At 70.0% G+C, this 25,812-nt stretch carries 19 protein-coding genes; 17 read left to right on the top strand and 2 right to left on the bottom strand.

Going from position 1 to position 25,812, the window contains the following annotated elements; genetic code table 11:
* Positions 1-117 precede the first annotated feature (117 nt).
* Positions 118-1,788 carry a choline dehydrogenase gene (gene betA, locus AQJ84_RS05225; protein WP_030040910.1) on the top strand — a complete coding sequence of 557 codons (1,671 nt, stop codon included), beginning with the start codon at positions 118-120 and terminating at the stop codon, positions 1,786-1,788.
* Between the two features lie 7 nt (positions 1,789-1,795).
* On the top strand, positions 1,796-2,632 hold the full coding sequence (locus tag AQJ84_RS05230) for a methylenetetrahydrofolate reductase (protein WP_030040911.1): 837 nt from the start codon (positions 1,796-1,798) through the stop codon (positions 2,630-2,632).
* Positions 2,633-2,858: 226 nt separating this feature from the next.
* Here the strand turns inward: AQJ84_RS05230 and purU are convergent, their stop codons facing one another.
* Positions 2,859-3,740, bottom strand: coding sequence for a formyltetrahydrofolate deformylase (gene purU / locus AQJ84_RS05235; protein ID WP_030040912.1), 882 nt, complete (start codon positions 3,738-3,740; stop codon positions 2,859-2,861).
* A gap of 216 nt (positions 3,741-3,956) precedes the next feature.
* Here purU and AQJ84_RS05240 point away from each other — a divergent pair, with 216 nt between their 5' ends.
* From AQJ84_RS05240 to folP, 10 genes are all read left to right on the top strand, one after another.
* Complete coding sequence (locus tag AQJ84_RS05240; RefSeq protein WP_053193813.1) at positions 3,957-5,426, top strand: aldehyde dehydrogenase family protein; 1,470 nt, start codon at positions 3,957-3,959, stop codon at positions 5,424-5,426.
* A 20-nt stretch (positions 5,427-5,446) separates the two neighbouring features.
* The gene (locus tag AQJ84_RS05245; RefSeq protein WP_030040915.1) at positions 5,447-6,532 is read left to right on the top strand and encodes a quaternary amine ABC transporter ATP-binding protein; all 1,086 of its coding nucleotides are present in this window, start codon (positions 5,447-5,449) and stop codon (positions 6,530-6,532) included.
* The gene (locus AQJ84_RS05250; protein ID WP_030040916.1) at positions 6,532-8,541 is read left to right on the top strand and encodes an ABC transporter permease; all 2,010 of its coding nucleotides are present in this window, start codon (positions 6,532-6,534) and stop codon (positions 8,539-8,541) included. The genes AQJ84_RS05245 and AQJ84_RS05250 overlap by 1 nt, the downstream gene beginning before the upstream one ends.
* 13 nt (positions 8,542-8,554) lie before the next feature.
* Positions 8,555-9,532, top strand: coding sequence for an ABC transporter substrate-binding protein (locus AQJ84_RS05255; RefSeq protein WP_030040917.1), 978 nt, complete (start codon positions 8,555-8,557; stop codon positions 9,530-9,532).
* Between the two features lie 225 nt (positions 9,533-9,757).
* The gene (locus AQJ84_RS05260) at positions 9,758-12,196 is read left to right on the top strand and encodes a GcvT family protein (protein ID WP_053193816.1); all 2,439 of its coding nucleotides are present in this window, start codon (positions 9,758-9,760) and stop codon (positions 12,194-12,196) included.
* A 36-nt stretch (positions 12,197-12,232) separates the two neighbouring features.
* Positions 12,233-13,093: a bifunctional methylenetetrahydrofolate dehydrogenase/methenyltetrahydrofolate cyclohydrolase gene (locus AQJ84_RS05265; RefSeq protein ID WP_030040919.1), complete on the top strand. Its 861-nt coding sequence runs from the start codon at positions 12,233-12,235 to the stop codon at positions 13,091-13,093.
* A 58-nt stretch (positions 13,094-13,151) separates the two neighbouring features.
* Entirely contained in the window at positions 13,152-14,384 is a 1,233-nt protein-coding gene (locus AQJ84_RS05270) for a sarcosine oxidase subunit beta family protein (RefSeq protein WP_030040920.1), read from the top strand.
* 11 nt (positions 14,385-14,395) lie between these two features.
* The gene (locus tag AQJ84_RS05275) at positions 14,396-17,656 is read left to right on the top strand and encodes a sarcosine oxidase subunit alpha family protein (protein ID WP_053193818.1); all 3,261 of its coding nucleotides are present in this window, start codon (positions 14,396-14,398) and stop codon (positions 17,654-17,656) included.
* Positions 17,649-18,251, top strand: coding sequence for a sarcosine oxidase subunit gamma (locus tag AQJ84_RS05280; RefSeq protein ID WP_030040924.1), 603 nt, complete (start codon positions 17,649-17,651; stop codon positions 18,249-18,251). Before AQJ84_RS05275 ends, AQJ84_RS05280 begins: the two co-directional genes overlap by 8 nt.
* A 49-nt stretch (positions 18,252-18,300) precedes the next feature.
* Positions 18,301-19,218: a dihydropteroate synthase gene (gene folP / locus AQJ84_RS05285; protein ID WP_030040925.1), complete on the top strand. Its 918-nt coding sequence runs from the start codon at positions 18,301-18,303 to the stop codon at positions 19,216-19,218.
* A gap of 15 nt (positions 19,219-19,233) precedes the next feature.
* Here folP and AQJ84_RS05290 read toward each other — a convergent pair whose 3' ends face one another.
* Entirely contained in the window at positions 19,234-20,031 is a 798-nt protein-coding gene (locus AQJ84_RS05290) for an IclR family transcriptional regulator (RefSeq protein ID WP_051869986.1), read from the bottom strand.
* Positions 20,032-20,449: 418 nt separating this feature from the next.
* On the opposite strand from AQJ84_RS05290, the gene AQJ84_RS05295 reads away from it, so the two are divergent.
* The 5 genes from AQJ84_RS05295 (at position 20,450) to AQJ84_RS43705 (ending at position 25,710) form a co-directional block, all read left to right on the top strand.
* Positions 20,450-21,535 (top strand): S-(hydroxymethyl)mycothiol dehydrogenase, encoded by a 1,086-nt coding sequence (locus AQJ84_RS05295; RefSeq protein WP_030040927.1) that lies wholly within the window; start codon positions 20,450-20,452, stop codon positions 21,533-21,535.
* A 331-nt stretch (positions 21,536-21,866) separates the two neighbouring features.
* Positions 21,867-23,015, top strand: coding sequence for an N-methyl-L-tryptophan oxidase (solA, locus tag AQJ84_RS05300; protein ID WP_030040928.1), 1,149 nt, complete (start codon positions 21,867-21,869; stop codon positions 23,013-23,015).
* Positions 23,016-23,035: 20 nt separating this feature from the next.
* Positions 23,036-24,169: an aromatic ring-hydroxylating oxygenase subunit alpha gene (locus tag AQJ84_RS05305; protein WP_059198797.1), complete on the top strand. Its 1,134-nt coding sequence runs from the start codon at positions 23,036-23,038 to the stop codon at positions 24,167-24,169.
* 216 nt (positions 24,170-24,385) lie between these two features.
* Positions 24,386-25,567, top strand: coding sequence for an NAD(P)/FAD-dependent oxidoreductase (locus AQJ84_RS05310; protein ID WP_030037496.1), 1,182 nt, complete (start codon positions 24,386-24,388; stop codon positions 25,565-25,567).
* On the top strand, positions 25,564-25,710 hold the full coding sequence (locus AQJ84_RS43705; protein WP_198536280.1) for a hypothetical protein: 147 nt from the start codon (positions 25,564-25,566) through the stop codon (positions 25,708-25,710). Before AQJ84_RS05310 ends, AQJ84_RS43705 begins: the two co-directional genes overlap by 4 nt.
* The last annotated feature ends 102 nt before the right edge of the window (positions 25,711-25,812 follow it).

Here is a 25,812-nt window from a genome sequence, read left to right on the forward strand (position 1 = left end):
GCAAGTAACGGCACCGAAACGAAGCCCCACAAGTTGCGTTGTTCGCAACCTGGTGCGTATAGCGCTACCGGTACTAGCATGCCTCGCGTATCTACGGCGCGAGCGAGACGAGGCACCATGGCTCCCCTGCAATACGACTTCGTCATCGTCGGCGGCGGATCGGCCGGCAGCGCACTGGCGAACAGACTCTCCGCGGACCCGGCGAACCGGGTGCTGGTACTGGAGGCCGGCCGTTCCGACCATCCGTGGGATGTGTTCATCCAGATGCCCGCGGCGCTGACCTACCCGATCGGCAGCCGGTTCTACGACTGGAAGTACGAGTCCGAGCCCGAACCCCACATGGGGGGCCGGCGCATCTACCACGCGCGCGGCAAGGTGCTGGGCGGCTCCAGCAGCATCAACGGCATGATCTTCCAGCGCGGCAACCCCATGGACTACGAGCGGTGGGCGGCCGACCCCGGCATGGAGACCTGGGACTACGCGCACTGTCTGCCGTACTTCCGGCGGATGGAGAACTGTCTGGCAGCCGACCCGGACGACGAGTTCCGCGGCCACGACGGCCCCCTCGTCCTCGAACGTGGTCCGGCGACCAACCCGCTCTTCGGCGCCTTCCTCAAGGCCACCGAGGAAGCGGGCTACCCGCCCACCGACGACGTGAACGGCTATCGGCAGGAAGGCTTCGCCAGGTTCGACCGCAACGTCCACCGCGGACGTCGCCTGTCGGCCTCGAAGGCGTACCTCAAGCCCGCCATGAAGCGGCCGAACCTCACCGTCAGGACCCGTGCCCTCGTCACGCGCGTCCTCTTCGAGGGCAAGCGTGCCGTCGGCGTCGAGTACCGGCGCGGCCGCGGCGCGCTCCAGCAGGTCCGCGCCAGGGAAGTCATCCTCTGCGGCGGTGCCATCAACTCCCCACAGCTGCTCCAGCTCTCCGGCGTCGGCAACGCCGAGGAACTGCGCGCCCTGGGTGTCGACGTCGTCCACGACCTCCCGGGCGTCGGCGAGAACATGCAGGACCACCTGGAGGTGTACGTCCAGTACGCCTGCAGGCAACCCGTCTCCATGCAGCCGTACATGGCGAAGTGGCGCGCCCCCTTCATCGGGCTGCAGTGGCTCTTCCGCAAGGGCCCGGCCGCCACCAACCACTTCGAGGCCGGCGGCTTCGCCCGCAGCAACGAGGAGGTGGACTACCCCAATCTGATGTTCCACTTCCTGCCGGTCGCCGTCCGCTACGACGGCTCCTCACCGTCCGGCGGTCACGGCTACCAGGTGCACGTCGGCCCCATGTACTCCGACGCCATCGGCTCGGTGAAGATCAAGAGCAGGGACCCGCGCGAGCACCCCGCGTTGCGCTTCAACTACCTCTCCACCGAGCAGGACCGCCGCGAATGGGTCGAGGCGATCCGCGTGACCCGCAAGCTCCTCGACCAGCCCGCGCTCGCCGCTTACAACGGCGGGGAGATCTCGCCGGGGCCCAAGGTGGAGACGGACGAGGAGATCCTCGCCTGGGTCGCGAAGGAGGGGGAGACCGCCCTGCATCCGTCCTGCACCTGCAAGATGGGCACCGACGAGATGTCCGTCGTCGACCCCACCAGCATGCGCGTGCACGGGGTGGACGGCCTGCGCGTCGTGGACGCGTCGGTGATGCCGTACGTCACCAACGGCAACATCTACGCCCCCGTGATGATGATCGCCGAGAAGGCCGCCGACCTGATCCTCGACAAGAAGCCGCCGGAGCCGTCCAAGGCGGCGTTCTACCGCCACCGTGACGCCCGGAAGCAGGACGGGTAGGCAGGCCTTGGGTGTCACGGGGTTGAGGACGTTGCTGGAGAGCGTCCGCTACGAGGTGCTGCCCGGGAAGGCGACCGAGGACAAGGTCCTCGCCCATGTCCCGCGTGACGTCGTCGTCACCGTGACGGCGTCGCCGGTCAAGGGCCTGGAACCGACGCTCGACCTCGCCGGCCGGCTCGCGGCGCACGGTTACCGGGTCGTCCCGCACGTCCCGGCGCGGCTCCTGCGGGATGATCTGCACCTGAAGGAGGTCGCGGGCCGGCTCCGCGAGGCGGGCGTGGACGACGTCTTCGTCCCGGCCGGCGACGCCGACCCGCCGGCCGGGGCCTATGACGGGGCACTGCCGGTGCTGCGCAGGCTGAGCGAGCTGGGCAGGCCCTTCGCGCACGTCGGCGTCACCGGCTACCCCGAGAGCCATCCCCTCATCCACGACGACGTCACCGTCCAGGCGATGTGGGACAAGCGTGAGCACGCCACGTACATCGTGAGCAACCTCTGCTTCGACCCGCGGCTGCTGGGGGAGTGGATCGTTCGCATCCGGCGCCGGGATGTCACCCTGCCGGTCCATGTGGGCATCGCGGGGCCCGTGCAGCGCGCGAAACTGCTGGCGATGGCCACGAAGATCGGGGTGGGGGAGTCGACACGCTTCCTGACGAGGCACGCCTCGTGGTTCGTGCGTTTCGCGGCCCCCGGAGGGTATGCCCCCGAAAGGCTGCTGTCCCACAGCGAGGGGGCGCTCTGCGCACCTTCGGCAGGGGTGGCCGGTCTGCACCTGTTCACGTTCAACCAGATCGCGGAAACGGAGCGGTGGCGCCGAGCGCTGCTGGACCGGCTCGGCGGCTGAACCGGGAGAAGGGCGGCGACCGGTACCGACGGGAAGCCGATTTCGTCCAGGGGATGCCCGGCTGCGGACCGTGCGAGAAGACAGACCAGCGGTACACCGACGAGATCCAGGGCCACTGTGACGGGATCGGCGTCGCATGCTCGTCTGCCGGGGCGAGGACGAGCATACGAGCCGTATACGACAGGGCGGGACCAGGAATCCGGTCCCGCCCCCCGGTGGGCGCGGCTCAGCGGAAGACCACCGTGCGGTTGTCGTCCACCATCACGCGGCTCTCGCTGTGCCACTTCACCGCGTGCGCGAGCACCTGCGCCTCCACATCCCGCCCGACCGTGACCAGGTCGCCGGGGTCCAGCGAGTGGTCCACCCGGACCACGTCCTGCTCGATGATCTGGCCCTCGTCCAGGTCCGGTGTCACATAGTGCGCCGTCGCGCCGATGAGCTTGACGCCGCGCTGGTAGGCCTGCTCGTAGGGGCGCGCGCCCTTGAAACTGGGGAGGAACGAGTGGTGGATGTTGATGGCGCGCCCCTCCAGCTGCTTGCACAGGTCGTCGGAGAGGACCTGCATGTAGCGGGCCAGTACCACCAGGTCGATGTTCAGTTCACGCACGAGCTCCAGCAGCCGTGCCTCGGCTTCGGGCTTCGTCTCCTTGGTCACCGGGATGTGGTGGAAGGGGATGCCGTACGTCTCCGCGAGCCCCTCGAAGTCCCGGTGATTGGAGACGATCGCGGGGATCTCGATGTTGAGGCTGCCGGTTCGCCGACGGAAGAGCAGGTCGTTGAGGCAGTGGCCGAACTTGGACACCATGATCAGCGTCCGGATCGGCGTGGCCGCGTCGTTCAGGGTCCAAGAGATGCCGTAGGCCTGGGCCACGGGACCGAACCGGTAACGCAGACTTTCCAGATCGGCGTCCGGATCGGAAACGTCGAAGTGGACCCTCATGAAGAAACGACCCTGAAGTCGCTCGTCGAACTGCTGGCTTTCCAGGATGTTGCCGGAGTTCCTGACGAGGAAGCCGCTCACGGCGTGGACCAGTCCGGTGCTGTCCGGACAGGAGAGGGTGAGGACATACTCACGGCCAGGATGCGGTCGAGGGAACTTGGGGGACACGTCGGCCTCCGTCGGTGCGTATTGCACAACATGGTGAGCGATACGCAACATCGTCGGCTTGTCGCCGCTTGCGGTCAAGGGTGGTCGTGCAAGTGATCGGATGGCCGAATCGTCATCGGTCAACCCCTTGACGTCTGTCTGGCCATTCGCCAGGGTGTTCCACCACAAGCAATCGGGTGCACGATGCGCAACGACTTCAGTTGAAAGGCTCGGCGCGTGGCAGACCTGTACGTGGATGGTGAATGGCGGGACCCGGTGGCCGGCGGGCACCGGGAGATCCGATGTCCCGCTGACGGCACGCTCGTGGCGACCGTCTCGGAAGGAACGCGCCCCGACGCCGAGGAGGCGATCGCCGCGGCCCGCCGGGCCTTCGACGAAGGGCGCTGGCCGGGCACTCCCGAGCGGGAGCGCGGCGCACTGCTGCTGCGCACGGCCGACCTCATCGAGCGCGACGCGAAGGAGTTCGCCCGCGCCGAGTCGCTGGACACCGGCAAGCGGCTGGTGGAGAGCGAGTACGACATCGCCGATGTCGTCTCCTGCTTCCGTTTCTACGGAGGGCTCGGCGGCACCGACGCCGGCCGGGTGATCGACACCGGCCGCGACGACGCCGTGAGCCGGGTCGTCTACGAGCCGGTCGGTGTGTGCGGGCTCATCACCCCCTGGAACTACCCGCTGCTTCAAGCCAGTTGGAAGGTCGCCCCGGCGCTCCTCGCCGGCAACACGATCGTCCTCAAGCCCAGCGAACTCACCCCTTCCACCTCGATCCTGTTGATGAAGGCACTGCGGGAGGCAGGGCTCCCGGCCGGCGCCGCGAACCTTGTCCTGGGCACGGGACCCGAGGTGGGGGCGCCGCTGTCCGAGGACCCGGCCGTGGACATGGTCTCCTTCACCGGAGGCCTGGAGACCGGCAAGCGGATCATGGCCGCCGCCGCCGCGACCGTGAAGAAGGTCGCGCTGGAACTCGGCGGCAAGAACCCCAACGTCGTCTTCGCCGACGCCGACTTCGAGACGGCCGTCGACTTCGCCCTCACCGCCGTCTTCCTGCACTCGGGACAGGTGTGCTCGGCAGGGGCTCGGCTGATCGTCGAGGACTCCCTGCACGACCGCTTCGTCGACGAGGTCGTCCGCCGGGCCCGGCAAATCCGCCTCGGCGGCCCCTTCGACCCCGAGGCCGAGACCGGCGCGCTGATCTCCGCACAGCACCGGGAGAAGGTCGAGGCGTACGTCGCGGCCGGTCTCGCCGAGGGCGCCGTACTGCGCTGCGGCGGCGAGCGGCCGGACGACCCGGCGCTCGCGAACGGCCACTACTACCCGCCGACCCTCCTCGACGAGTGCCGGCAGGACATGCGCGTGGTGCACGAGGAGTCCTTCGGGCCCGTGCTCACCGTGGAGCGCTTCACCGACGAGGACGACGCCGTACGCATCGCCAACGACACCGAGTACGGACTGGCCGGAGCCGTCTGGACGCAGGACGCCGGCAAGGCCCAGCGGGTCGCCCGGCGGCTGCGCCACGGCACGGTGTGGATCAACGACTACCACCCCTACGTGCCGCAAGCGGAATGGGGTGGCTTCGGGCGCTCGGGCGTGGGCCGCGAGCTGGGACCGGCCGGCCTGGGCGAGTACCGAGAACCCAAGCACATCTGGCAGAACATCCAACCACGGCCGCAGCTTTGGTTCCGCGGCTGAACGCCGAAAGAAGGTCGAACGTGACCACACAGACCGAGGTGCCGCAGCGGCGCGGCACGCCCCAGGACTCGGGCTCCACCCCGGTCATCTCCGTGCGCAGGCTGTGGAAGGTGTTCGGGCCGAAGGCCGACCAGGTGCCGGACTCCGACGAGTTGTGCGGGCTCACCCGCCGCGAGCTCATGGACCGCACCGGATGCACCGCGGCCGTACGCGACGTCCACTTCGACGTCTCGCCCGGCGAGGTCTTCGTCGTCATGGGCCTGTCCGGTTCGGGCAAGTCCACGCTGGTGCGATGCCTGACCCGGCTGATCGAACCCACCGCCGGTGAGATCGTCTTCGAGGGAGAGGACATCCGTCAGGCGGACGCCAAACGCCTGCGCGACCTGCGGCGCCGGAAGTTCTCCATGGTCTTCCAGCACTTCGGGCTGCTGCCCCACCGCCGCGTCGTCGACAACGTGTCGTTCGGTCTGGAGATCCGGGGCATGGGCAGGTCCGAACGCACCAGGCGGGCGCAGGAGGTCGTCGAGCTGGTCGGCCTGGCGGGCTACGAGAACTCCTTCCCCGACCAGTTGTCCGGCGGTATGCAGCAGCGCGTAGGCCTGGCCCGTGCGCTGGCCGGTGATCCGGACGTGCTCTTCTTCGACGAGCCGTTCTCGGCGCTCGACCCGCTGATCCGCCGTGACATGCAGAACGAGGTCATCCGCCTGCACCACGAGGTCGGCAAGACGATGGTGTTCATCACCCACGACCTCTCCGAGGCACTCAAGCTGGGCGACCGCATCCTGATCATGCGCGACGGCAAGATGGTCCAGTGCGGTACCGGCGACGAGCTCGTGGGAGCCCCGGCGGACGACTACGTGCGCGAGTTCGTCAAGGACGTGCCGCGCGGCGACGTGCTGACCCTGCGGTGGATCATGCGCCCGCCGGCGGACGGCGACGAACTGGACGGTCCCGAGTTGGGTCCGGACGTCGTGGTGAAGGAGGCCACGCGGGCGGTACTCGCGGCCGACAAGCCGGTCAAGGTCGTCGACAACGGCAAGCTGCTCGGCATCGTCGGCGACGAGGAGATCCTCGCGGTGGTCGCCGGGCACGAAGGCGGCGCGTGATGACCGTCACCGTGGAGAAGGCCGAGAAACCGGAGCAGACCCAGGTCGTCGAGCAGGACGCTCCCGTCAGGAGCGGGCGCGGGGTCAGCCGGTCCATGGTGGTGGGCGCGATCCTTCTCGTCTGGCTGGTGCTGTTCGCCGTGCTGCGCGGACGGCAGACGCTGTCCCTCGCGGCGGCGGACCTCACCGATCTGCACCGGTGGTTCAACGACGTCAACGACTCGATCGGCGCCAACCGCGACTCCAACCCGCTCTTCCTGTACTTCTTCAACGAGATCCGCCTGGTCATCGACTCCCTGGTGACGTTCGTGCAGGAACTGATTTCGCAGCCCTCCGCCGACCGGCCCGTCCCACAGATCGGATGGCTGGGTGTCGTCGGCATCGCGGGCTACGTCTCCTGGGCCATGGGCAACTGGCGGGTCGCGCTGCTGGCGGTGGCCGGCTTCACCTTCCTCGGCCTGCAGGGCCTGTGGCAGGAGAGCATGGACACCCTGGCGCTCACCGTCTCCGCGGTCTTCGTGGCGCTGCTGTTCGCGATCCCGCTGGGCGTGTGGGCGGGGCTGTCCGACCGGTTCAACCGGATCGCGACGCCCTTCCTGGACTTCATGCAGACGATGCCGACCTTCGTCTATCTGGCCCCGCTGACCCTGTTCTTCCTGATCGGCCCGGCGTCCGCCACCATCGCCACGCTGATCTACGCGGCGCCGCCCGCGATGCGCATCACCGCGCACGCCATCCGTTCCGTACCGAAGACCACGGTCGAGGCGGCCGACTCGCTGGGCGCCACCCGGCGGCAGTCCCTGACGAAGGTGCTGCTGCCCATGTCCAAGCAGACCGTGGTCATGGGCGTGAACCAGACCATCATGGCGGCCCTGGCCATGGTGACCATCGCCGCCCTGATCGACGCGCCCGGCCTCGGCAAGACCGTCATCCAGGCGCTCCAGTCGCTCGACGTCGGCACGGCCTTCAACGCGGGTCTGGCCATCGTGGTCATGGCCATCGTGCTGGACCGCGTCACCACCGCGGCGAGCGGACGCGAGGAGGCGGCCCGGCGTTCGAAGAACCGCTTCCCGGCCTGGCGACGCCCGCTGCTGGGCGTGGGTGCGGCGGTTACGGCCGTCCTGATCTACCTGTCCCACACCTATGTGTGGGGGGCGGAGTTCCCAGGCGAGGGCGGCGTCGGCAGCGCCATCTCCAGTGGGGCCGACACGGTGACCACCTGGGCGCAGGACAACCTGTCGGGTGTCACCAACGCCTTCCGCGACGCCCTCACCAACGGTCTGCTCAACCCGTTCCAGACACTGCTCACCGACTCCCCGTGGTGGCTCGTCGGCGCGGCGTTGATCGCGCTCGGCGTCGTCCTCGGAGGCTGGCGCGCAGGCATCACCACGGCGGTGTGCGTGGCCCTTCTGGTCGGCACCGGAGTGTGGTCGGACAGCATGACGACCCTCGCGTCCACCGTCGTCGCGACGGTGCTCGTCATGCTGCTCGGCATCGTCTTCGGCGTGTGGATGGGACGCAGCGCGCTCGTGGACCGGCTGCTCAGGCCCAGTCTGGACGCGGCGCAGGTCATGCCGCCGTTCGTCTATCTCGTGCCGTTCCTCGCGCTGTTCGGGGCGACCCGCTTCACGGCGATCGTCGCGGCCGTCGTCTACGCGGCGCCCGTCGCCATGAAGATCATCGCGGACGGGGTGCGGAACGTGCCTGCCACCACCGTGGAGGCGGCCACCTCCGCCGGGTGCAACACCTGGCAGATCATCACCAAGGTTCAACTGCCGATGGCACGCGGTGCCCTGACCCTGGCCACCAACCAGGGCCTGATCTACGTGCTGTCGATGGTTGTTGTGGGCGGCCTGGTAGGCGCGGGCGCCCTCGGCTACGACGTCGTGGCCGGCTTCTCGCAGGGACAGCTGTACGGGAAGGGGCTCGCCGCTGGGCTGGCCATCGTCCTTCTCGGAGTCATGTTCGACAGGATCACTCAGGCAGCGGCGCGGCGTACCGGTGCGTAAGGAGCAACTGACCATGGCAAGGCAAGCAAGACAGTGGAGAGTCGGCGCGGCCGGCATAGCGGTCCTCGGCCTCACACTCACCGCCTGCGGCGGTGCGAAGGTCGGTGACAGCTCCTCGGAGGCCGGCGGCTCGGGCGGTTCCGGGAAGTGCGGCACCTTCAACCTCGCGGTCAACCCGTGGGTGGGCTACGAGGCCAACGCGGCGGTCATCGCCTACGTGGCGGAGCAGGACCTCGGCTGCAAGGTCACCAAGAAGGACCTGAAGGAGGAGATCGCCTGGCAGGGCTTCGGGACGGGCGAGGTCGACGCCGTCGTCGAGAACTGGGGTCACGACGACCTGAAGAAGAAGTACATCACCGGCCAGAAGACCGCCGTCGACGCCGGCCCGACCGGTAACGAAGGCCTCATCGGCTGGTACGTGCCGCCGTGGCTGGCCAAGGCGCACCCCGACATCCTCGACTGGAACAACCTCGACAAGTACGCGGCCGAGTTCAAGACGTCCGAGTCCGGCGGAAAGGGCCAGCTCCTCGACGGTGACCCGTCGTTCGTCACCAACGACGAGGCGCTGGTGAAGAACCTGCAGCTGGACTTCAAGGTGGTGTACGCGGGCAGCGAGACCGCACTCATCCAGGCTTTCCGCAAGGCGGAGAAGGACAAGGAATGGGTGATCGGCTACTTCTACGAGCCACAGTGGTTCATGTCCGAGGTACCGCTGGAGAAGGTCAAGCTGCCCGAGTACAAGGACGGCTGCGACGCCGACGCGGAGAAGGTCGCCTGCGACTACCCCGTGTACAAGCTGGACAAGATCGTCAGTGCGAAGTTCGCCAAGTCGGGCAGCCCGGCCTATGACCTGGTGAAGAACTTCAGCTGGACGAACGACGACCAGAACGTCGTGGCCAAGTACATCGCGGTGGACAAGATGACCCCCGAGGCGGCGGCGAAGAAGTGGGTCGAGGCCAACCGCGACAAGGTGGACGCCTGGATCAAGTAACGCCTGGATCCGGCAGCCGGAAACCGGCCGGAACATGCCCGGTGGGCGGTGCGCACCCCGTGCGCACCGCCCACCGGGCATCGCCGTGTTCCGGCTCGTTTTTCCGAGGTCTCGGACCCTTGACACCCACCTGCGCGGAAGGCACATTGAGTTGCGCAACCTGAATCAAGTTGCGTAGACAGCAACTGGATCGGCTCGACTGGTTTTCAAACCGGAGGTGCGGCGATGGCGGGACCCCGAGTGGTCATCATCGGAGCGGGAGTCGTCGGCGCGGCTCTCGCGGACGAGATCTCCGCGCGCGGCTGGACCGAGGTGACCGTGGTCGACCAGGGCCCCCTCCCCGCCACCGGGGGCTCCACCTCGCACGCTCCGGGTCTGGTCTTCCAGACGAACTCCTCAAAGACCATGGCCGAACTGGCCCGCTACACCGTCGAGAAGTTCTGCTCCCTCGACGTCGACGGCAAGCCCTGCTTCCTGCAGGTCGGTGGGCTGGAACTGGCGACCACTGAGGAGCGCCTGACCGAACTCCACCGCCGCCACGGCTGGATCAGCGCCTGGGGCATCGAGTCACGGATCCTGACCGCCGACGAGTGCGTCGAGCAGCACCCGCTGGTCAACCGCGACAAGGTCCTCGGCGGCCTCCTGGTCCCGACCGACGGCCTCGCCAAGGCCGTCCTCGCGGTCGAGGCGCAGATCCGCCGGGCCACCGGGCGCGGCGTGCGCTTCCTGGCCCGCCACGAGGTCCTCGACGTCACTCGGGCCGACGGCGCGGTGACCGGCGTCCTGACCGACCAGGGCGAGATCCCCGCCGACATCGTGGTGTGCTGCGCCGGCATCTGGGGCCCGAAGATCGCCCGCATGGTCGGCATGAACCTCCCGCTGACCCCGCTCGCCCACCAACTCGCCTGGACCGGCCCGGTACCGGCCCTCGCCGGCCAGACCGAGGAGGCGGTCCGCCCGATCCTGCGCCACCAGGACGCCGACCTCTACTACCGCGACCGCTTCGACGGCATCGGCATCGGCTACTACGGGCACCGCCCCATGCCCATCTCCGCCGACGACATCCTCTCCGTGGACGAGGCCGACGAGATGCCGTCGATCCTGAAGTTCACCGAGGAGGACTTCGAGCCCGCCTGGACCGAAACCCAGTCCCTGCTCCCGGCGACGCGGGAGGCGAAGGTCGAGGAGGGCATCAACGGCCTGTTCTCCTTCACCACCGACAACTTCCCGCTCCTCGGCGAGTCCCCGGACGTCAAGGGCTTCTGGGTCGCGGAGGCCGTGTGGGTCACCCACTCCGCGGGCGTGGGCCGGGCGATGGCCGAGTGGCTCGTCGACGGCCACTGTTCGTCCTTCGACCTGCACGAGTGCGACGTCAACCGCTTCGAGCCGCACCAACTGTCCCCGGAGTACGTCCTGGCCCGTGACTGCCAGAACTTCGTCGAGGTCTACGACATCCTCCACCCCCTCCAGCCGTCGGGACACCCGCGCCCGATCCGCACCAGCCCCTTCCACGCCCGCCAACAGGAGCAGGGCGCCCTCTTCCTGGAGGCCAACGGCTGGGAGCGCCCGCAGTGGTACGAGGCCAACGCGCGCCTCGTCGAAGGCCGCAGCATCCCCACGCCGGGGGACTGGGCAGCCCGGTTCTGGTCGCCCATCGTCGGCGCCGAGGCCCAGGTCACCCGCGAGACCGTGGCGATGTACGACATGACTGCCCTCAAGCGAGTGGAGGTGACGGGCCCAGGTGCCGCAGGCTTCCTGGAGCGCCTGTGCACCGGCAAGGTCGCCAAGTCCGTCGGCTCGGTCACCTACACCCTGCTTCTCAACCACGACGGCGGCATCCGCAGCGACGTCACCGTAGCCCGTCTGGCCCGCGACCTCTTCCAGGTCGGCGCCAACGGCAACCTGGACCTGGACTGGTTCACCCGCCACCTCCCCGCCGACGGCACGGTCCAGGTCCGCGACATCACCCCCGGCACCTGCTGCGTCGGCCTGTGGGGCCCGCTCGCCCGCAAGGTCCTGCAACCGCTGACGGACGAGGACTTCTCGGGCGACGGCCTGAAGTACTTCCGCGCCAAGCGCGCCTACATCGGCTCGGTGCCCGTCACCGCGATGCGGCTGTCGTACGTCGGCGAACTCGGCTGGGAGCTCTACACCACGGCCGACCAGGGCCTGAAGCTGTGGGACACCCTGTGGCAGGCGGCGGCGCCCCTCGGTGGCGTCATCGCCGGCCGCGGCGCCTTCAACAGCCTCCGCCTGGAGAAGGGCTACCGCTCCTTCGGCACCGACATGACCTACGAGCACGACCCCTACGAGGCCGGCGTCGGCTTCGCCGTCAAGCCCGACAAGGACGACTTCATCGGCAAGGCCGCGCTGGAGCGCCGCAAGGCCGACGTACGGCGGAAGCTGACCTGCCTCACCATCGACGACCCGCGGTCGGTCGTCATGGGCAAGGAGCCGGTGTACGACGGCGACCGCGCGGTCGGCTACGTCACCAGCGCCGCCTACGGCTACACCATCGGCAAGGGCATCGCCTACGCCTGGCTCCCCGCCGAACTCGCCACCCCCGGCACCACCGTCCACATCGGCTACTTCGACCAGCGTGTCGAGGCGGTCGTCGCCGCGGAGCCGCTGTTCGACCCCACCATGTCCCGCCTCCGTGGCTGACACCCCGCGTCGACTCCGAGGGAAGGAACACCGCCGGTGAACGCACAGCTGCTCGACGGCAAGGCCACCGCCGCCGACATCCGCGGCGAACTCGCGGAGCGCGTCGCCAAGTTGACCGCCGACGGTGATCGGCCGCCGGGTCTGGGCACCGTCCTGGTCGGCGAGGACCCCGGCAGCCACGCCTACGTCGCCGGAAAGCACCGCGACTGCGCCCAGGTGGGCATCGCCTCCCTCCGCCGGGAACTGCCCGCCGACGCCTCGCAACAGCAGGTCGAGGACGTCATCGACGAACTCAACGCCGACCCGGCCTGCACCGGCTACATCGTCCAGCTCCCGCTCCCGCGCCACCTGGACGCCAACGCCGTACTGGAACGCATGGACCCGGCCAAGGACGCCGACGGCCTGCATCCCGTCAACCTCGGCCGGCTCGTCCTGGGCGTCGACGCCCCGCTGCCGTGCACCCCGCGCGGCATCGTGGAACTGCTCCGCCGGTACGAGGTGCCGCTCGCAGGGGCCCGGGTGTGTGTGGTCGGCAGGGGCCTCACGGTAGGACGCCCCATCGGCCTGCTCCTCACCCGCAGGTCCGAGAACGCCACCGTGACCCTGTGCCACACCGGCACCAAGGGCCTGGCCTGGCACGTCCGCGAGGCGGACATCGTCATCGCGGCCGCCGGCTCGCCCGGACTGATCACGAAGGACATGCTGCGCCCCGGCGCGGCGGTCCTGGACGTCGGCATCACCCGCACCGATCAAGGGCTGGTCGGCGATGTGCACCCGGACGCCGCCAGGGTCGCCGGATGGCTCGCGCCCATGCCCGGGGGCGTGGGCCCCATGACGCGGGCCATGCTGCTCGCCAACGTCGTCGAGGCCGCTGAGAGGAACGCCACCGCCGCATGAACGCTCCAGTCCCCAAGTGCCCGCAGTATCCGTACCTTTCAGCAGACGGAGACGTCCGATGAACGCCCGCACCCCCGGCGCCGACCTCCCCGACCACCCCGACTGGCTGTGGCGTACGCCGGAGCCGAAGCGGTCGTACGACGTGGTGATCGTCGGCGGCGGCGGACACGGCCTGGCCACCGCCCACTATCTGGCGAGGAACCACGGCATCACCAAGGTCGCCGTGCTGGAGAAGGGCTGGCTCGCGGGCGGCAACATGGCCCGCAACACCACGATCATCCGCTCCAACTACCTGTGGGACGAGAGCGCCGGCATCTACGAGCACGCCCTCAAGCTGTGGGAGGGCCTGGCGGAGGAGCTCGACTACCCGATCCTCTTCTCCCAGCGCGGCGTGCTGAACCTCGCGCACAGCCTCCAGGACGTCCGCGACAGCGTGCGCCGCGTGGAGGCCAACCGCCTCAACGGCGTGGACGCCCAGTGGCTCGACGCGGACGGCGTCAAGGAAGTCTGCCCGATCGTCAACATCTCACCGGACGTGCGCTATCCGGTCCTGGGCGCCACCTACCAGCCGCGGGCGGGCATCGCCAAGCACGACTACGTCGCCTGGGGGCTGGCCCGCTCCGCGGACGCCGCCGGGATCGACATCATCCAGAACTGCGAGGTCACCGGCCTGGACGTGGTCGGCAACCGCGTGATCGGCGTGCAGACGAACCTCGGGCCCATCGCGGCGGGCAAGGTGGCGCTCTGCTCGGCGGGTCACACCTCGGTCCTCGCGGCCATGGCCGGCATCGAACTCCCGCTCCAGAGCCACCCCTTGCAGGCGCTGGTCTCGGAGCTGCTGGAACCGGTGCACCCGACCGTGGTGATGTCCAACGCGGTCCACGTGTACGTCAGCCAGGCCCACAAGGGCGAGCTGGTCATGGGCGCGGGCATCGACGCGTACAACTCCTACACCCAGCGCGGCGCCTTCCACATCATCGAGGAGCAGATGTCGGCGGCCCTCGAGCTCTTCCCGGTCTTCGCCCGCGCCCACGTCCTGCGCACCTGGGGCGGCATCGTCGACGTCAGCCCCGACGCCTCACCGATCATCGGGCTCACACCGGTCGACAACCTCTACCTCAACTGCGGCTGGGGCACGGGCGGTTTCAAGGCCACCCCGGGGGTCGGCTCGGTCTACGCCCACACCATCGCCCACGACACCCCCCACCCCCTCAACGCCCCCTTCTCGCTCGACCGTTTCACCACCGGCGCGCTCGTCGACGAGCACGGCGCGGCCGCGGTGGCCCACTAGGGAGCCGATCCATGCTGCTCATCCCCTGCCCGTGGTGCGGGCCCCGCGACGAGGCCGAGTTCCACTACGGCGGCCAGGCCCACGTGCCGTATCCGGAGGACCCGGCGGCCCTCAGCGACGAGGAGTGGGCCCGGTACCTGTTCTTCCGTGACAACACGAAGGGTCCCTTCGCCGAACGCTGGAGCCACGCGGCGGGCTGCCGCCGCTGGTTCAACGCGGTGCGGGACACGTCGTCGAACGAGATCCTGGCGGTGTACCGGACGGGGGAGGAGCGCCCGGCGACAGCGGAGCCGCGTCCGTTCGTCTCTCAGCCACGTCCACAACCAGCCCGTCCGGCGCTGGCGGACGAGGCCCCTTCAGGGCCGAAGCGGGGGTCTGGGGGCGGCAGCCCCCAGGATGGGACGGGCAGGGGCGGCGGGGGCGAAGCCGCATTCATCAGCGGCTCCGCAGCGGGCCAGCCCTTCCGCCACCCCACCCGCGGCCGCATCGACCGCGACGCCCCCCTCACCTTCTCCTTCGACGGCACCGAATACCGCGGCTTCCGGGGCGACACCCTCGCCTCCGCCCTCCTCGCGAACGGCGTCATCCACGCCGGCACCAGCATCAAGCTCGGCCGCCCCCGCGGCATCTTCTCCGCCGGTGTGGAGGAGCCCAACGCGGTCGTCCAGATCGAGGAGCCCTTCCCGGAGCCCATGCTGCCCGCGACGACCGTCGAGCTCTACGACGGCCTCGTGGCGAGCAGCCTTCCCGGCCAGGGCCGTCTCGCCACCGAACCGGACCCGGCCCGCTACGACGCCGTACACGCCCACTGCGACCTGCTGGTCGTCGGCGCGGGTCCGGCAGGCCTCGCGGCCGCGGCTGCGGCAGCGAGAAGCGGCGCCCGCGTCATCCTCGCCGACGACCAGTCGGAGCCGGGCGGCAGCCTCCTGGGCACGGCCGAACACCTCGACTGGGTGCGGGAGATCACCGGACAGCTCGACACCGCCCCCGAGGTCCGCGTCCTGCGCCGGACCACCGTCTTCGGCTACTACGACGACAACCACCTCGTCGCCGTCGAGCGCCGTACCAACCACCTCGGCGCCGAGGCCCCCGACAACGTCTCCCGCGAACGTGTCTGGCGCGTCCGCGCCCGCCGCGTAGTCCTCGCCACCGGCGCCCACGAGCGCTCACTCGCCTTCGCGGACAACGACCGCCCCGGAGTGATGCTGGCCTCCTCGGCCCGCACGTACGTCAACCGCCACGGTGTCCTGCCGGGCCGCCGCGCCGTCGTCCTCACCACCAACGACAGTGCCTACGCGGCAGCGCTGGACCTCACCGCGGCCGGCCTGGCCGTCACGGCGATCGTCGACACCCGCCCCGGACCGGGGGAGTGGACCGAGCGCGCGAGGGCGGCCGGGATCGAGGTGCTGGCCGGCCACGCCGTCACCGGCACCGAGGGCGAGGCACGCCTCACCACCGTGACCGTCGCACCGTACGGAGAGTCCGCGGGGCGGCGGGAGTTCGCCGCCGACCTGCTGCTGGTCTCCGGCGGCTGGAACCCGGTGGCACACCTGTTCAGCCAGTCGGGCGGCAGGCTGCGCCACGACGAGACGCTGGGCTCCTTCGTCCCCGACACCTGCCGCCAGGCGGTCGAGGTCGTGGGCGGCGCGAGCGGCGTCCTCGACCCCGCGACGGTCCTGGCACAGGGCGCGGCCGCCGGTGCCCGCGCCGTCGAGGCCGAGGGGTACACGCCCGAGGCGCCCCGCCTCCCGGAGGTGGCCGCCCAGCCGCGGCAGACGCCACCGATGCACGTGTACGTCCTCCCGGGCGCCTCGGACGCTCCCCGTTTCGTCGACCTCCAACGCGACGTCACCGTCGACGACCTGGCCCGCGCGACCGGCGCCGGCCTGCGCTCGGTCGAACACACCAAGCGGTACACCACGGCCGGCACCGCCAACGACCAGGGCAAGACCTCCGGAGTCCTGGCCAGCGGCGTCGTAGCCGAACTGCTCGGCGTGGACATCTCGGCACTCGGCACGACGACGTTCCGCCCGCCCTACACACCCGTCTCCTTCGCCGCGCTCGCCGGCCGCGACCGGGGCACGCTGAGCGACCCGGTCCGCACGACGGCCCTCCACCACTGGCATGTCGCGCACGGCGCCCTGTTCGAGAACGTCGGCCAGTGGAAGCGTCCCTGGTACTACCCGCAGGACGGCGAGGACATGGAGGCGGCCGTGCTGCGCGAGTGCGCCGCCGCCCGCGAGGGCGTGGCCTTCATGGACGCCTCCACCCTCGGGAAGATCGACGTGCAGGGCCCGGACGCGGGGGTCCTCCTTGACCGGCTCTACACCAACATGATGAGCACCCTGAAGGTCGGCATGATCCGCTACGGCGTCATGTGCCGCCCGGACGGCATGGTCTTCGACGACGGCACGGTCATCCGCGTCGCCCAGAACCGCTTCCTGGTCACCACGACGACGGGCAACGCCGCCGCCGTACTCGACTGGATGGAGGAGTGGCACCAGACCGAGTGGCCCGAGCTGAAGGTCCACTGCACCTCCGTGACCGAGCAGTGGGCCACGGTCGCCTTGGTCGGCCCCCGCTCCCGCGAGGTCCTGGGCTCGCTCGCCCCCCGACTGGCCGTGGCCAACGACGACTTCCCGTTCATGGCATGGCGACAGACGACCGTCGCGGGCATCGAGGCCAGGGTGTGCCGGATCAGCTTCTCCGGCGAACTCGCCTACGAGATCAATGTCTCGCCCTGGGAGGCCCTCGCCCTGTGGGAGGCACTGTACGAGGCCGGCGCCCCGTACGGCATCACCCCGTACGGCACGGAGACCATGCACGTCCTGCGAGCCGAGAAGGGCTACCCGATCATCGGCCAGGACACCGACGGCACCGTCACTCCCCAGGACCTCGGCATGAGCTGGGTGGTGTCGAAGAAGAAGCCGGACTTCGTCGGCAAGCGGTCATACGCCCGTGCGGACAACCTCCGCCCCGACCGCAAGCACCTGGTCGGCCTCCTCCCCGAGGACCCCGGCGCCTTCCTGCCCGAGGGCACCCACCTGGTGGCCGACAGCGTGCTTCCCGCCCCGCCCGTCCCGATGCTCGGCCACGTCACCTCCAGCTACCGCAGCGCGGCCCTCGGCCGCACCTTCGCGCTCGCCCTGATCAAGGGTGGCCGGAATCGGATCGGCGAGCGTCTGTACGCCCCCGTGGGCGACCAACTGGTGCCGGTGACCGTGGCAAGCCCCGTCCTCTACGACCCCGAGGGAGCCCGTCGCGATGGCTGACACCGCCCTTACCGCCCCGCTCCGCAGCCCTCTGTCGCATGTCGCCGGCCGACTGGCCGCCGCGACTCGCACGTCCGGGGGTGCGATCCGGCTGGCCGAACTCCCCTTCCTGGCCCAGCTCGACGTGCGCCTGGACGCCAAGGGAACGGCGGCGGAAGCCGTCGGGCTCGCACTGGGTCTCCAGCTGCCCCTCCAACCGAACACCGTCGTACGTGCGGGGGAGTTGACCGCGCTGTGGCTCGGCCCGGACGAATGGCTGGTGGTGGGACCGCCGGGCGGTGAACGAGAGGTGGAGAGCCGGATCCGGGAGGCCGCGGGAGACGAGCCGGTCTCGGTCACCGACGTCTCCGCGCAGCGCACCACGCTCCTCGTCACGGGCCCTCGCGCCCATGACCTGCTGGCCCACGGCTGTTCCCTGGACCTGCACCCGCGGGTCTTCGGCTCGGGACGCTGCGCCCAGACCACCCTGGGCCGCACGCAGGTCGTCCTGGTCGCCCGGGACGAACCCAGAGCCGGATTCTGGGTCCTGGTCCGCTCCTCGTTCGCCGGCTATCTGACGGACTGGTTGCTCGACGCGGCGACGGAATACGTCTGAGCGGGTTCTGGCAGCAGGTTTCGTCATACGCATCGAAAGGCGGACACCCATGACCGCCACCGCCCACGCCCCCACTCCCACCCACCCGGGAACACCGGTACTCCACCCGCACGGGCTGCCACGGCCCGGCCAGACCCTGGTCATGGGCGTAGTGAACGTCACCCCGGACTCGTTCTCCGACGGCGGGCTGTCGTTCGCCGCGGACGCGGCCGTCGCGCACGGGCTCGCGCTGCTCGAACAGGGTGCGGACATCGTGGACGTGGGCGGCGAGTCGACTCGCCCCGGCGCGGCACGCCCGCCCATCGAGGAGGAGCTGCGACGCGTCCTGCCCGTCGTCCGGGAACTCGCCGCGACGGGCGCGATCGTCAGTGTCGACACCATGCGGGCCGAGGTCGCCGCCCGCGCGCTGGAGGCCGGTGCGCGGATGGTCAACGACGTCTCAGGGGGCCTCGCCGACCCCGCGATGCTGCCGCTGATGGCCCGGGCGGGCACGCCGTACGTGGTGATGCACTGGCGCGGGCACTCCGCGGGCATGCAGGCGAACGCCCTGTACGACGAGATCGTCAGCGACGTGCTCGACGAGCTGCGTTCGAGGATCGAGGCCGCGCTGGAGGCGGGGGTCCCGCCCGGCTGCCTGATCGTCGACCCCGGGCTGGGCTTCGCCAAGGCGCCCGAGCACAACTGGGAGCTGCTGGGCCGCCTCGGGGAGGTCAGTGCACTGGGTCGTCCCGTCCTGGTGGGCGCGTCACGCAAGTCGTTCCTGGGCCGTCTGCTGGCGGACCGGGCGACGGGACAACCGCGCCCGGCACGGCAGCGGGATGCCGCGACGGCCGCGGTGTCCGTGCTCGCCGCCGCGCAGGGCGTCTGGTGCCTGCGGGTGCACGATGTCGTCTCGACACTGGACGCGGTACGGGTGACGGCCCGCTGGGGCGTCGAGGCGGCGTCGGCACGGTCACCGCTGCGCTGAGCGTCCCGTCGAGCCTCAGCCCAGGTGGCCCATCCGGCGGCTGATCTCCTCAGCGCCCCTGACCAGCAGGGGTGCGACCTCGTGGATGCGTCCCTCGGTGAAGCGGTACGCGGGACCGGAGGCGCTGAGCGCGGCGATGACCTCGCCGTCGCGGGACCGGATCGGGGCGGCCAGGGCGTGCAGTCCGATCTCGAACTCCTCCAGCGTCACCGCGTACCCGCGCTCCCGCGCCTCGGCGAGGTCCTTCTCCAGCCTGGTCCCGGCCGTCGGGGTGCGCGGCGTCAGCTTCTCCACCTCGCACGTCGCGAGCACGGCGGCGCGCTCCTCCGCCGGTAGGTGGGCCAGCAGGATCTTGCCGCTCGACGTGGCGTACACCGGGGTGAGTTGCCCGACCCAGTTGTGCGTGCCGACCGCGCCCGGGCCGTGTACCTGGCAGAGGTTGACCGCGAAGTGCTCCTGCAGGACCGCGATGTTGACCGTCTCGCCGATCTCCTCGCTGAGCCGCTCGCACACCGGCCGGCCCTCTTGGGTGATGTCGAGGCGTCCCGTGACCGCGCCCGCCAGGCGCACGATCCCGAAGCCCAGCCGGTACTTGCCCCGCTCGGCCGTCTGGTCGACCAGGCCGCGCGCCTCCAGTGCCCCGAGCAGACGGAACGCGGTGGACTTGTGGACCTCGATCTCGGCGGCCACCTCGCTGACGCCCGCCTCGCCACGCTGGGCGAGGATCTCCAGGACGCTGACGGCGCGGTCGACGGACTGCACTCCGTTCACCGCGGGACCTGCCGTTTCGCTATCTGCGGTGTGGTTGCCCATAGCGCAACTATACGTATTCGTCGGCGTGTGGCCAGGGGTCAGAGTGACCGGACAAGACGCCGGTTGGGCGCTTGGCGCCGACTTTCTCCCCGCACATTAGGGCCGCCTGTTCGTCGGCGGAAGACCACGGTGCGGCGCGAGGTCCGGCGGCGGACGGCAAGTCCGCCCGGCCAACCCCTTGACAGAGGGTGGCCACAGGGAGACAGTTTGGTCGATCGTTGCTCATTGCGAATGGAGTTGCGTTATGTGCAACTCGGTCAGCGGCCCGGTACCGGTCTCGTCAGGGCCCCGGTGAAGTTCTCCCCCTCCCCTCGTCGATCGCTCCGGGGGAGCGATCGACGTCCTCCCGCCATCCAGAACACCAGGCCGAAGATCCCGTAGATCGCATTCGGCCGTCCCCTCGACGAGGAGATCGACCGTGACACACGAGGTACGCGCCGTCGTCGCCCGGAAGCGGGGCGCACCGGTTTCGGTGGAGACGATCCTGGTGCCGAACCCCGGCCCCGGTGAGGCGCTGGTGCGGGTGCGGTCCTGCGGCGTCTGCCACACGGACCTGCACTACCGGGAGGGTGGGATCAACGACGAATTCCCCTTCCTGCTCGGCCACGAGGCGGCGGGTGTCGTCGAGACGGTCGGCGAGGGCGTCGCCGGCCTCGCTCCCGGCGATTTCGTCGTCCTCAACTGGCGTGCTGTCTGTGGCACTTGCCGGGCCTGCCGCAAAGGCAGGCCGTGGTACTGCTTCGCCACCCACAACGCCACCCGGCCCATGACCCTGGCGGACGGCACCCCGCTCTCCCCGGTCCTGGGCGTCGGCGCCTTCGCCGAGAAGACCCTGGTCGCCGCCGGCCAGTGCACCAAGGTGGACGCGACCGCCTCTCCCGCCGCGGCGGGGCTGCTCGGCTGTGGTGTGACGGCCGGGTTCGGCGCCGCGGTCAACACAGGCGGCGTGGGCCGCGGCGACTCGATCGCGGTGATCGGCTGTGGCGGCGTGGGCATGGCCGCCATCGCGGGCGCCAAGGTGGCCGGCGCAGGACGCATCATCGCCGTCGACGTCGACGAGCGGAAGCTGAAGTGGGCCGAGCAGTTCGGCGCGACGGACACCGTCGACTCCTCCAGGACCGACGCCGTCGAGGCGATCCGCAAGCTGACGGGCGGTTTCGGTGCCGACGTCGTCGTGGACGCGGTCGGCCGCCCCGAGACCTTCAGGCAGGCCTTCTACGCCCGTGACCTGGCCGGCACCGCCGTCCTCGTTGGCGTCCCCGCCCCGGAGCTGACCCTCACCCTGCCGCTGCTGGACGTCTTCGGTCGCGGCGGGGCCCTGAAGTCCTCCTGGTACGGGGACTGCCTGCCCTCCCGGGACTTCCCCGCCCTGATCGACCTCTACCTCCAGGGCCGCTTCGATCTGGGCGGCTTCGTCACCGAGACGATCACTCTGGACGACGTGGAGGCCGCGTTCGCCAAGATGCGCGACGGCGACGTGCTGCGCTCGGTGGTGGTCCTGTGACCGCGCGGATCGAGCCCCTCGTCACCTCCGACACCTTCGAACCGGGCGGTGAAACGCGGGAGACGGGCCACCACGTCCGGCTGATAGGCGACGACGAGGTCCTCGTGATCGGCGCCGGGTCGCCGTCGTGTGCGCCCGGCCGGCCGGCCGGGCGGGGAGACACACCGCTCCCGAAGCCCCGGTGGAGATCGAGTACTTCGGCGCCGGGGGCGCGGCCCTCACCGCCGCCGAGCCCCTGTCCGACCCCGAGATGTCCCCCATCCGGCGCTGAACCGGCCCGAGCGCCGGCGGGACCGGAATCCCGTCGGCACGACTACCAGGAGATGGACACATGGCCTCTTCGTACGACGTGATCGTCGTCGGCCTGGGCGGCATGGGCAGCGCAGCCGCCTGTCACCTCGCCGCCCGCGGCAAGCGAGTGCTCGGCCTGGAGCGCTTCGGCCCGGCCCACAACCTCGGCGCCAGCCACGGTGGATCACGTATCTACCGGCAGGCCTACTTCGAGGACCCGGCCTACGTACCCCTGCTCCTGCGTGCCCGAGAACTGTGGGAGAAGCTGGCCGCCGACTCCGGCCGTGAGGTCTTCACCGAGACCGGGGGTCTCATGATCGGCCGTGAGGACAGCGCGGCCTTCGCCGGCACCCTGCGCAGCGCCCACGAGTGGGGCCTGGACCACGAGGTCCTGGGCGCCGCCGACATCCGGCGCCGCTTCCCCACCTTCAACCCGGCGGCCGAGGACGTCGCCTTCTACGAGCGCAACGCCGGCATCACTCGGCCCGAGACGACCGTGACGGCCCACCTGGACCTGGCCCGGGCCCGCGGTGCCGATCTGCACTTCGCGGAAACGGTCCTCGGCTGGGAGGCCGACGGCCCGGGCGGCAGGGCCTGGGTGGTCACCGACCGTGGTGCCTACACCGCCGACCGGCTCGTCATCGCCCCCGGGGCCTGGGCGCCGAAGCTCCTGGCCGACCTCGGTGTGAGCGTGACCGTGGAGCGTCAGGTCATGTACTGGTTCCAACCCGAGGGCGGAACCGGCCCGTTCACCGCCGACCGGCACCCCGTCTACATCTGGGAGGACCCGGACGGTACCCAGATCTACGGCTTCCCCTCCCTCGACGGCCCCGACGGGGGCGCCAAGGTCGCCTTCTTCCGCAAGGGCGTCCCCAGCGACCCCGACACCCTCGACCGCCGGATCCACCCGGACGAGATCGCGGCCATGGCCGAGTACCTGCGCCCGCGCATCCCCACCCTGCCCGGCCGCTTCCTCAAGGCCGCGGCCTGCATGTACGCCAACACGCCGGACGAGCACTTCGTCGTCGCCCGGCACCCCGAGCATCCGCAGGTGACGGTGGCCTGCGGCTTCTCCGGCCACGGTTTCAAGTTCGTCCCCGTGATCGGCGAGATCCTCGCCGATCTGGCCACCGAAGGCACCACCGACCACTCCATCGACCTTTTCGACCCCCGCCGCGTGCGCGTCTGACATCTTCCGAAGGTGACACGATGACCATCACGAACCTGCCGCCCAGCCTGATCCCCACGCTGCCCGGCGAGTACTACACGGCCCCCGAGGTCTTCGCCCAGGAGCAGGAGCGGGTGTTCGAGGCCATGTGGTTCTGTGCGGCCCGCGCCTCCGAGCTGGCCAGGCCCGGAGCTTTCCGCACCTGCCAGGTGGGACGCGAGAGCGTGCTGATCTCCCGGTCCCGGGACGGCTCGGTCAAGGCGTTCCTGAACATCTGCCGGCATCGCGGGGCCAAGCTGTGCACCGAGGAGTCCGGCGAGGTCAAGCGGGCCTTCCAGTGCCCGTACCACGCCTGGACCTACGGACTGGACGGCAAGCTGGTGGCCGCGCCCAACCTGACGTCGATGCCGGACATCGACCGGACCGAGTACGGGCTGATCAACGTCCACGTACGGGAGTGGCTCGGGTATGTGTGGGTCTGCCTGGCGGAGAATCCGCCCTCCTTCGAGGCGGACGTCATCGGTGACGTCGTCTCCCGCCTGGGCGACGTCGAGTCGATCGAGCGCTATGGGATCGAGAACCTGTCGGTCGGCAGGCGGATCGTCTATGACGTGAGGGCGAACTGGAAGCTCATCATCGAGAACTTCATGGAGTGCTATCACTGCGCCACGATCCATCCCGAACTCACCGAGGTGCTGCCGGAGTTCGCGGACGGCTATGCGGCCCAGTACTACGTGGGCCATGGTGCCGAGTTCGGTGAGGAGGTCCAGGGCTTCACCGTCGACGGATCCGAGGGTCTTGACCGCATTCCCGGGGTCGCCGAGGACCAGGACCGTCGCTACTACGCCATCACCGTCCGGCCGCAGGTCTTCGTCAACCTCGTGCCCGACCACGTGATCTTCCATCGGATGTACCCGATAGCCCACGACCGCACGGTCGTCGAGTGCGACTGGCTCTACCTCCCGCACGTCGTGGACGGCGGAAAGGACGTCAGCCGGTCCGTGGAACTCTTCGACCGGGTCAACCGCCAGGACTTCGACGCCTGCGAACGCACCCAGCCCGGAATGAGCTCCCGGATGTACGCCAAGGGCGGCGTCCTGGTGCCCAGCGAGCACCACATCGGTGCTTTCCACACCTGGCTGCAGAGCAAGCTCGAGGCACGGTCCACGCACTGACCCCTCCCCGCCCCCCTCCCCAGCCGCGCCCGTCCACCTGCTGTTGTGGCCCTTTCGGCAGATGGACGGGTTCTTCGTTGCGAATCGCGCAACATTGAGCGCCATGAGGGATTGATGCGCCACTCCACCCTCTTGACAACCCCGGCATGCCACCCGAAGCATGTTGCGCATAGAGAACGTCGTTGTGTTATGCGAAACACTCTCTCTGGAGTCCGCATGAGGAGCATCACCGTCGTCGGTGCGTCGCTGGCAGGACTGAGCACGGTCCGCGCGCTGCGCGCGGAGGGCTACGACGGCGAGATCGTCGTCGTGGGGGAGGAGCGGCACACTCCCTACGACCGCCCGCCGCTGTCCAAGGACTTCCTCAAAGGGGACCTCGACGCCGACGCGCTCGCGCTCGGTGACGCGGACGAATACGAGGACCTGGACGTGCAATGGCTGCTCGGCGAGCGCGCGGTGCGGCTCGACTCCCTCGCCCGTACCGTCGCTCTGGCCGGAGGACGGCACGTGCGTACCGACGGAGTCGTCGTCGCGACCGGCGCCAGCCCGCGGACGCTCCCCGGCGCGGACGGACTGGCCGGTGTCCACACCCTGCGCACCCTGGACGATGCCAAGGCCCTGCGCGCCGAGTTGCTGGACGGCCGGCCCAGGGTCGTCGTCATCGGCGCCGGTTTCATCGGCGCCGAGGTGGCGTCCACCGCCCGCCGGCTCGGGCTCCACGTCACCGTCGTCGAGGCGCTCGACGTACCGCTGGAACGCCAACTGGGGCGCCGGATGGGGCTGGTGTGCTCCTCGCTCCACAAGGATCACGGGGTTCGCCTGCTGTGCGGAACCGGCGTGGCGGAACTCATCGGCGAGGGACGGGTCACGGGCGTACGGCTGGCGGGCGGGCTGGTGCTGCCCGCCGACGTCGTCGTGGTCGGGGTGGGTGTCAGGCCCGCCACCGACTGGCTCGCCGGTTCCGGCGTGCAGGTGGACGACGGCGTGGTGTGCGACGCCGGCTGCTCGACAAGTGTCCCCGGCGTGGTCGCCGTCGGTGACGTCGCCCGCTGTCCCAACCCGTTCACCGGACGGCACACCCGCATCGAACACTGGAGCAACGCCACCGAGCAGGCCAGGACCGCCGCCCGCACACTGCTGACCGGTGTGTCCGCCCCCGCCCCGCTCACCGCGCCGTACTTCTGGTCCGACCAGTACCAGGTACGCATCCAGCTCGCCGGACACGTCACGCCCGACGCCGAGCCCGAAGTCGTCGAAGGTGACGTCGACAGCCGCTCCTTCACGGCCGTCTACCGGCGCGAGGGCATCCCCGTCGCCGTGCTCTCGCTCAATCAGCCGAAGTTCTTCAACCGTCTCCGCCGCACCCTCGTCCCCACCGCCACGGCCGCCGTCTCATGAGCTCCCCGCCTCAACTCCCCCTGCCCGCACCCCTGCACACCGGTAGCCGGCAGTTGCGGCCACGGGCCGAGGACATCGCCGGCGCGCTGTCCGCCGACGCCTGCGCCGCCCACCGCGCCCACACCCAAGGAGACCGCCGATGACCCTGCTCAATCAGTCGCTGCACGAGCTCGACCCGGAGATCGCCGCCGCGGTCGACGCCGAGGTCCAGCGCCAGCAGTCCACCCTCGAGATGATCGCCTCGG

The organism is Streptomyces resistomycificus, from assembly GCF_001514265.1.
GTDB lineage: Bacteria > Actinomycetota > Actinomycetes > Streptomycetales > Streptomycetaceae > Streptomyces > Streptomyces resistomycificus.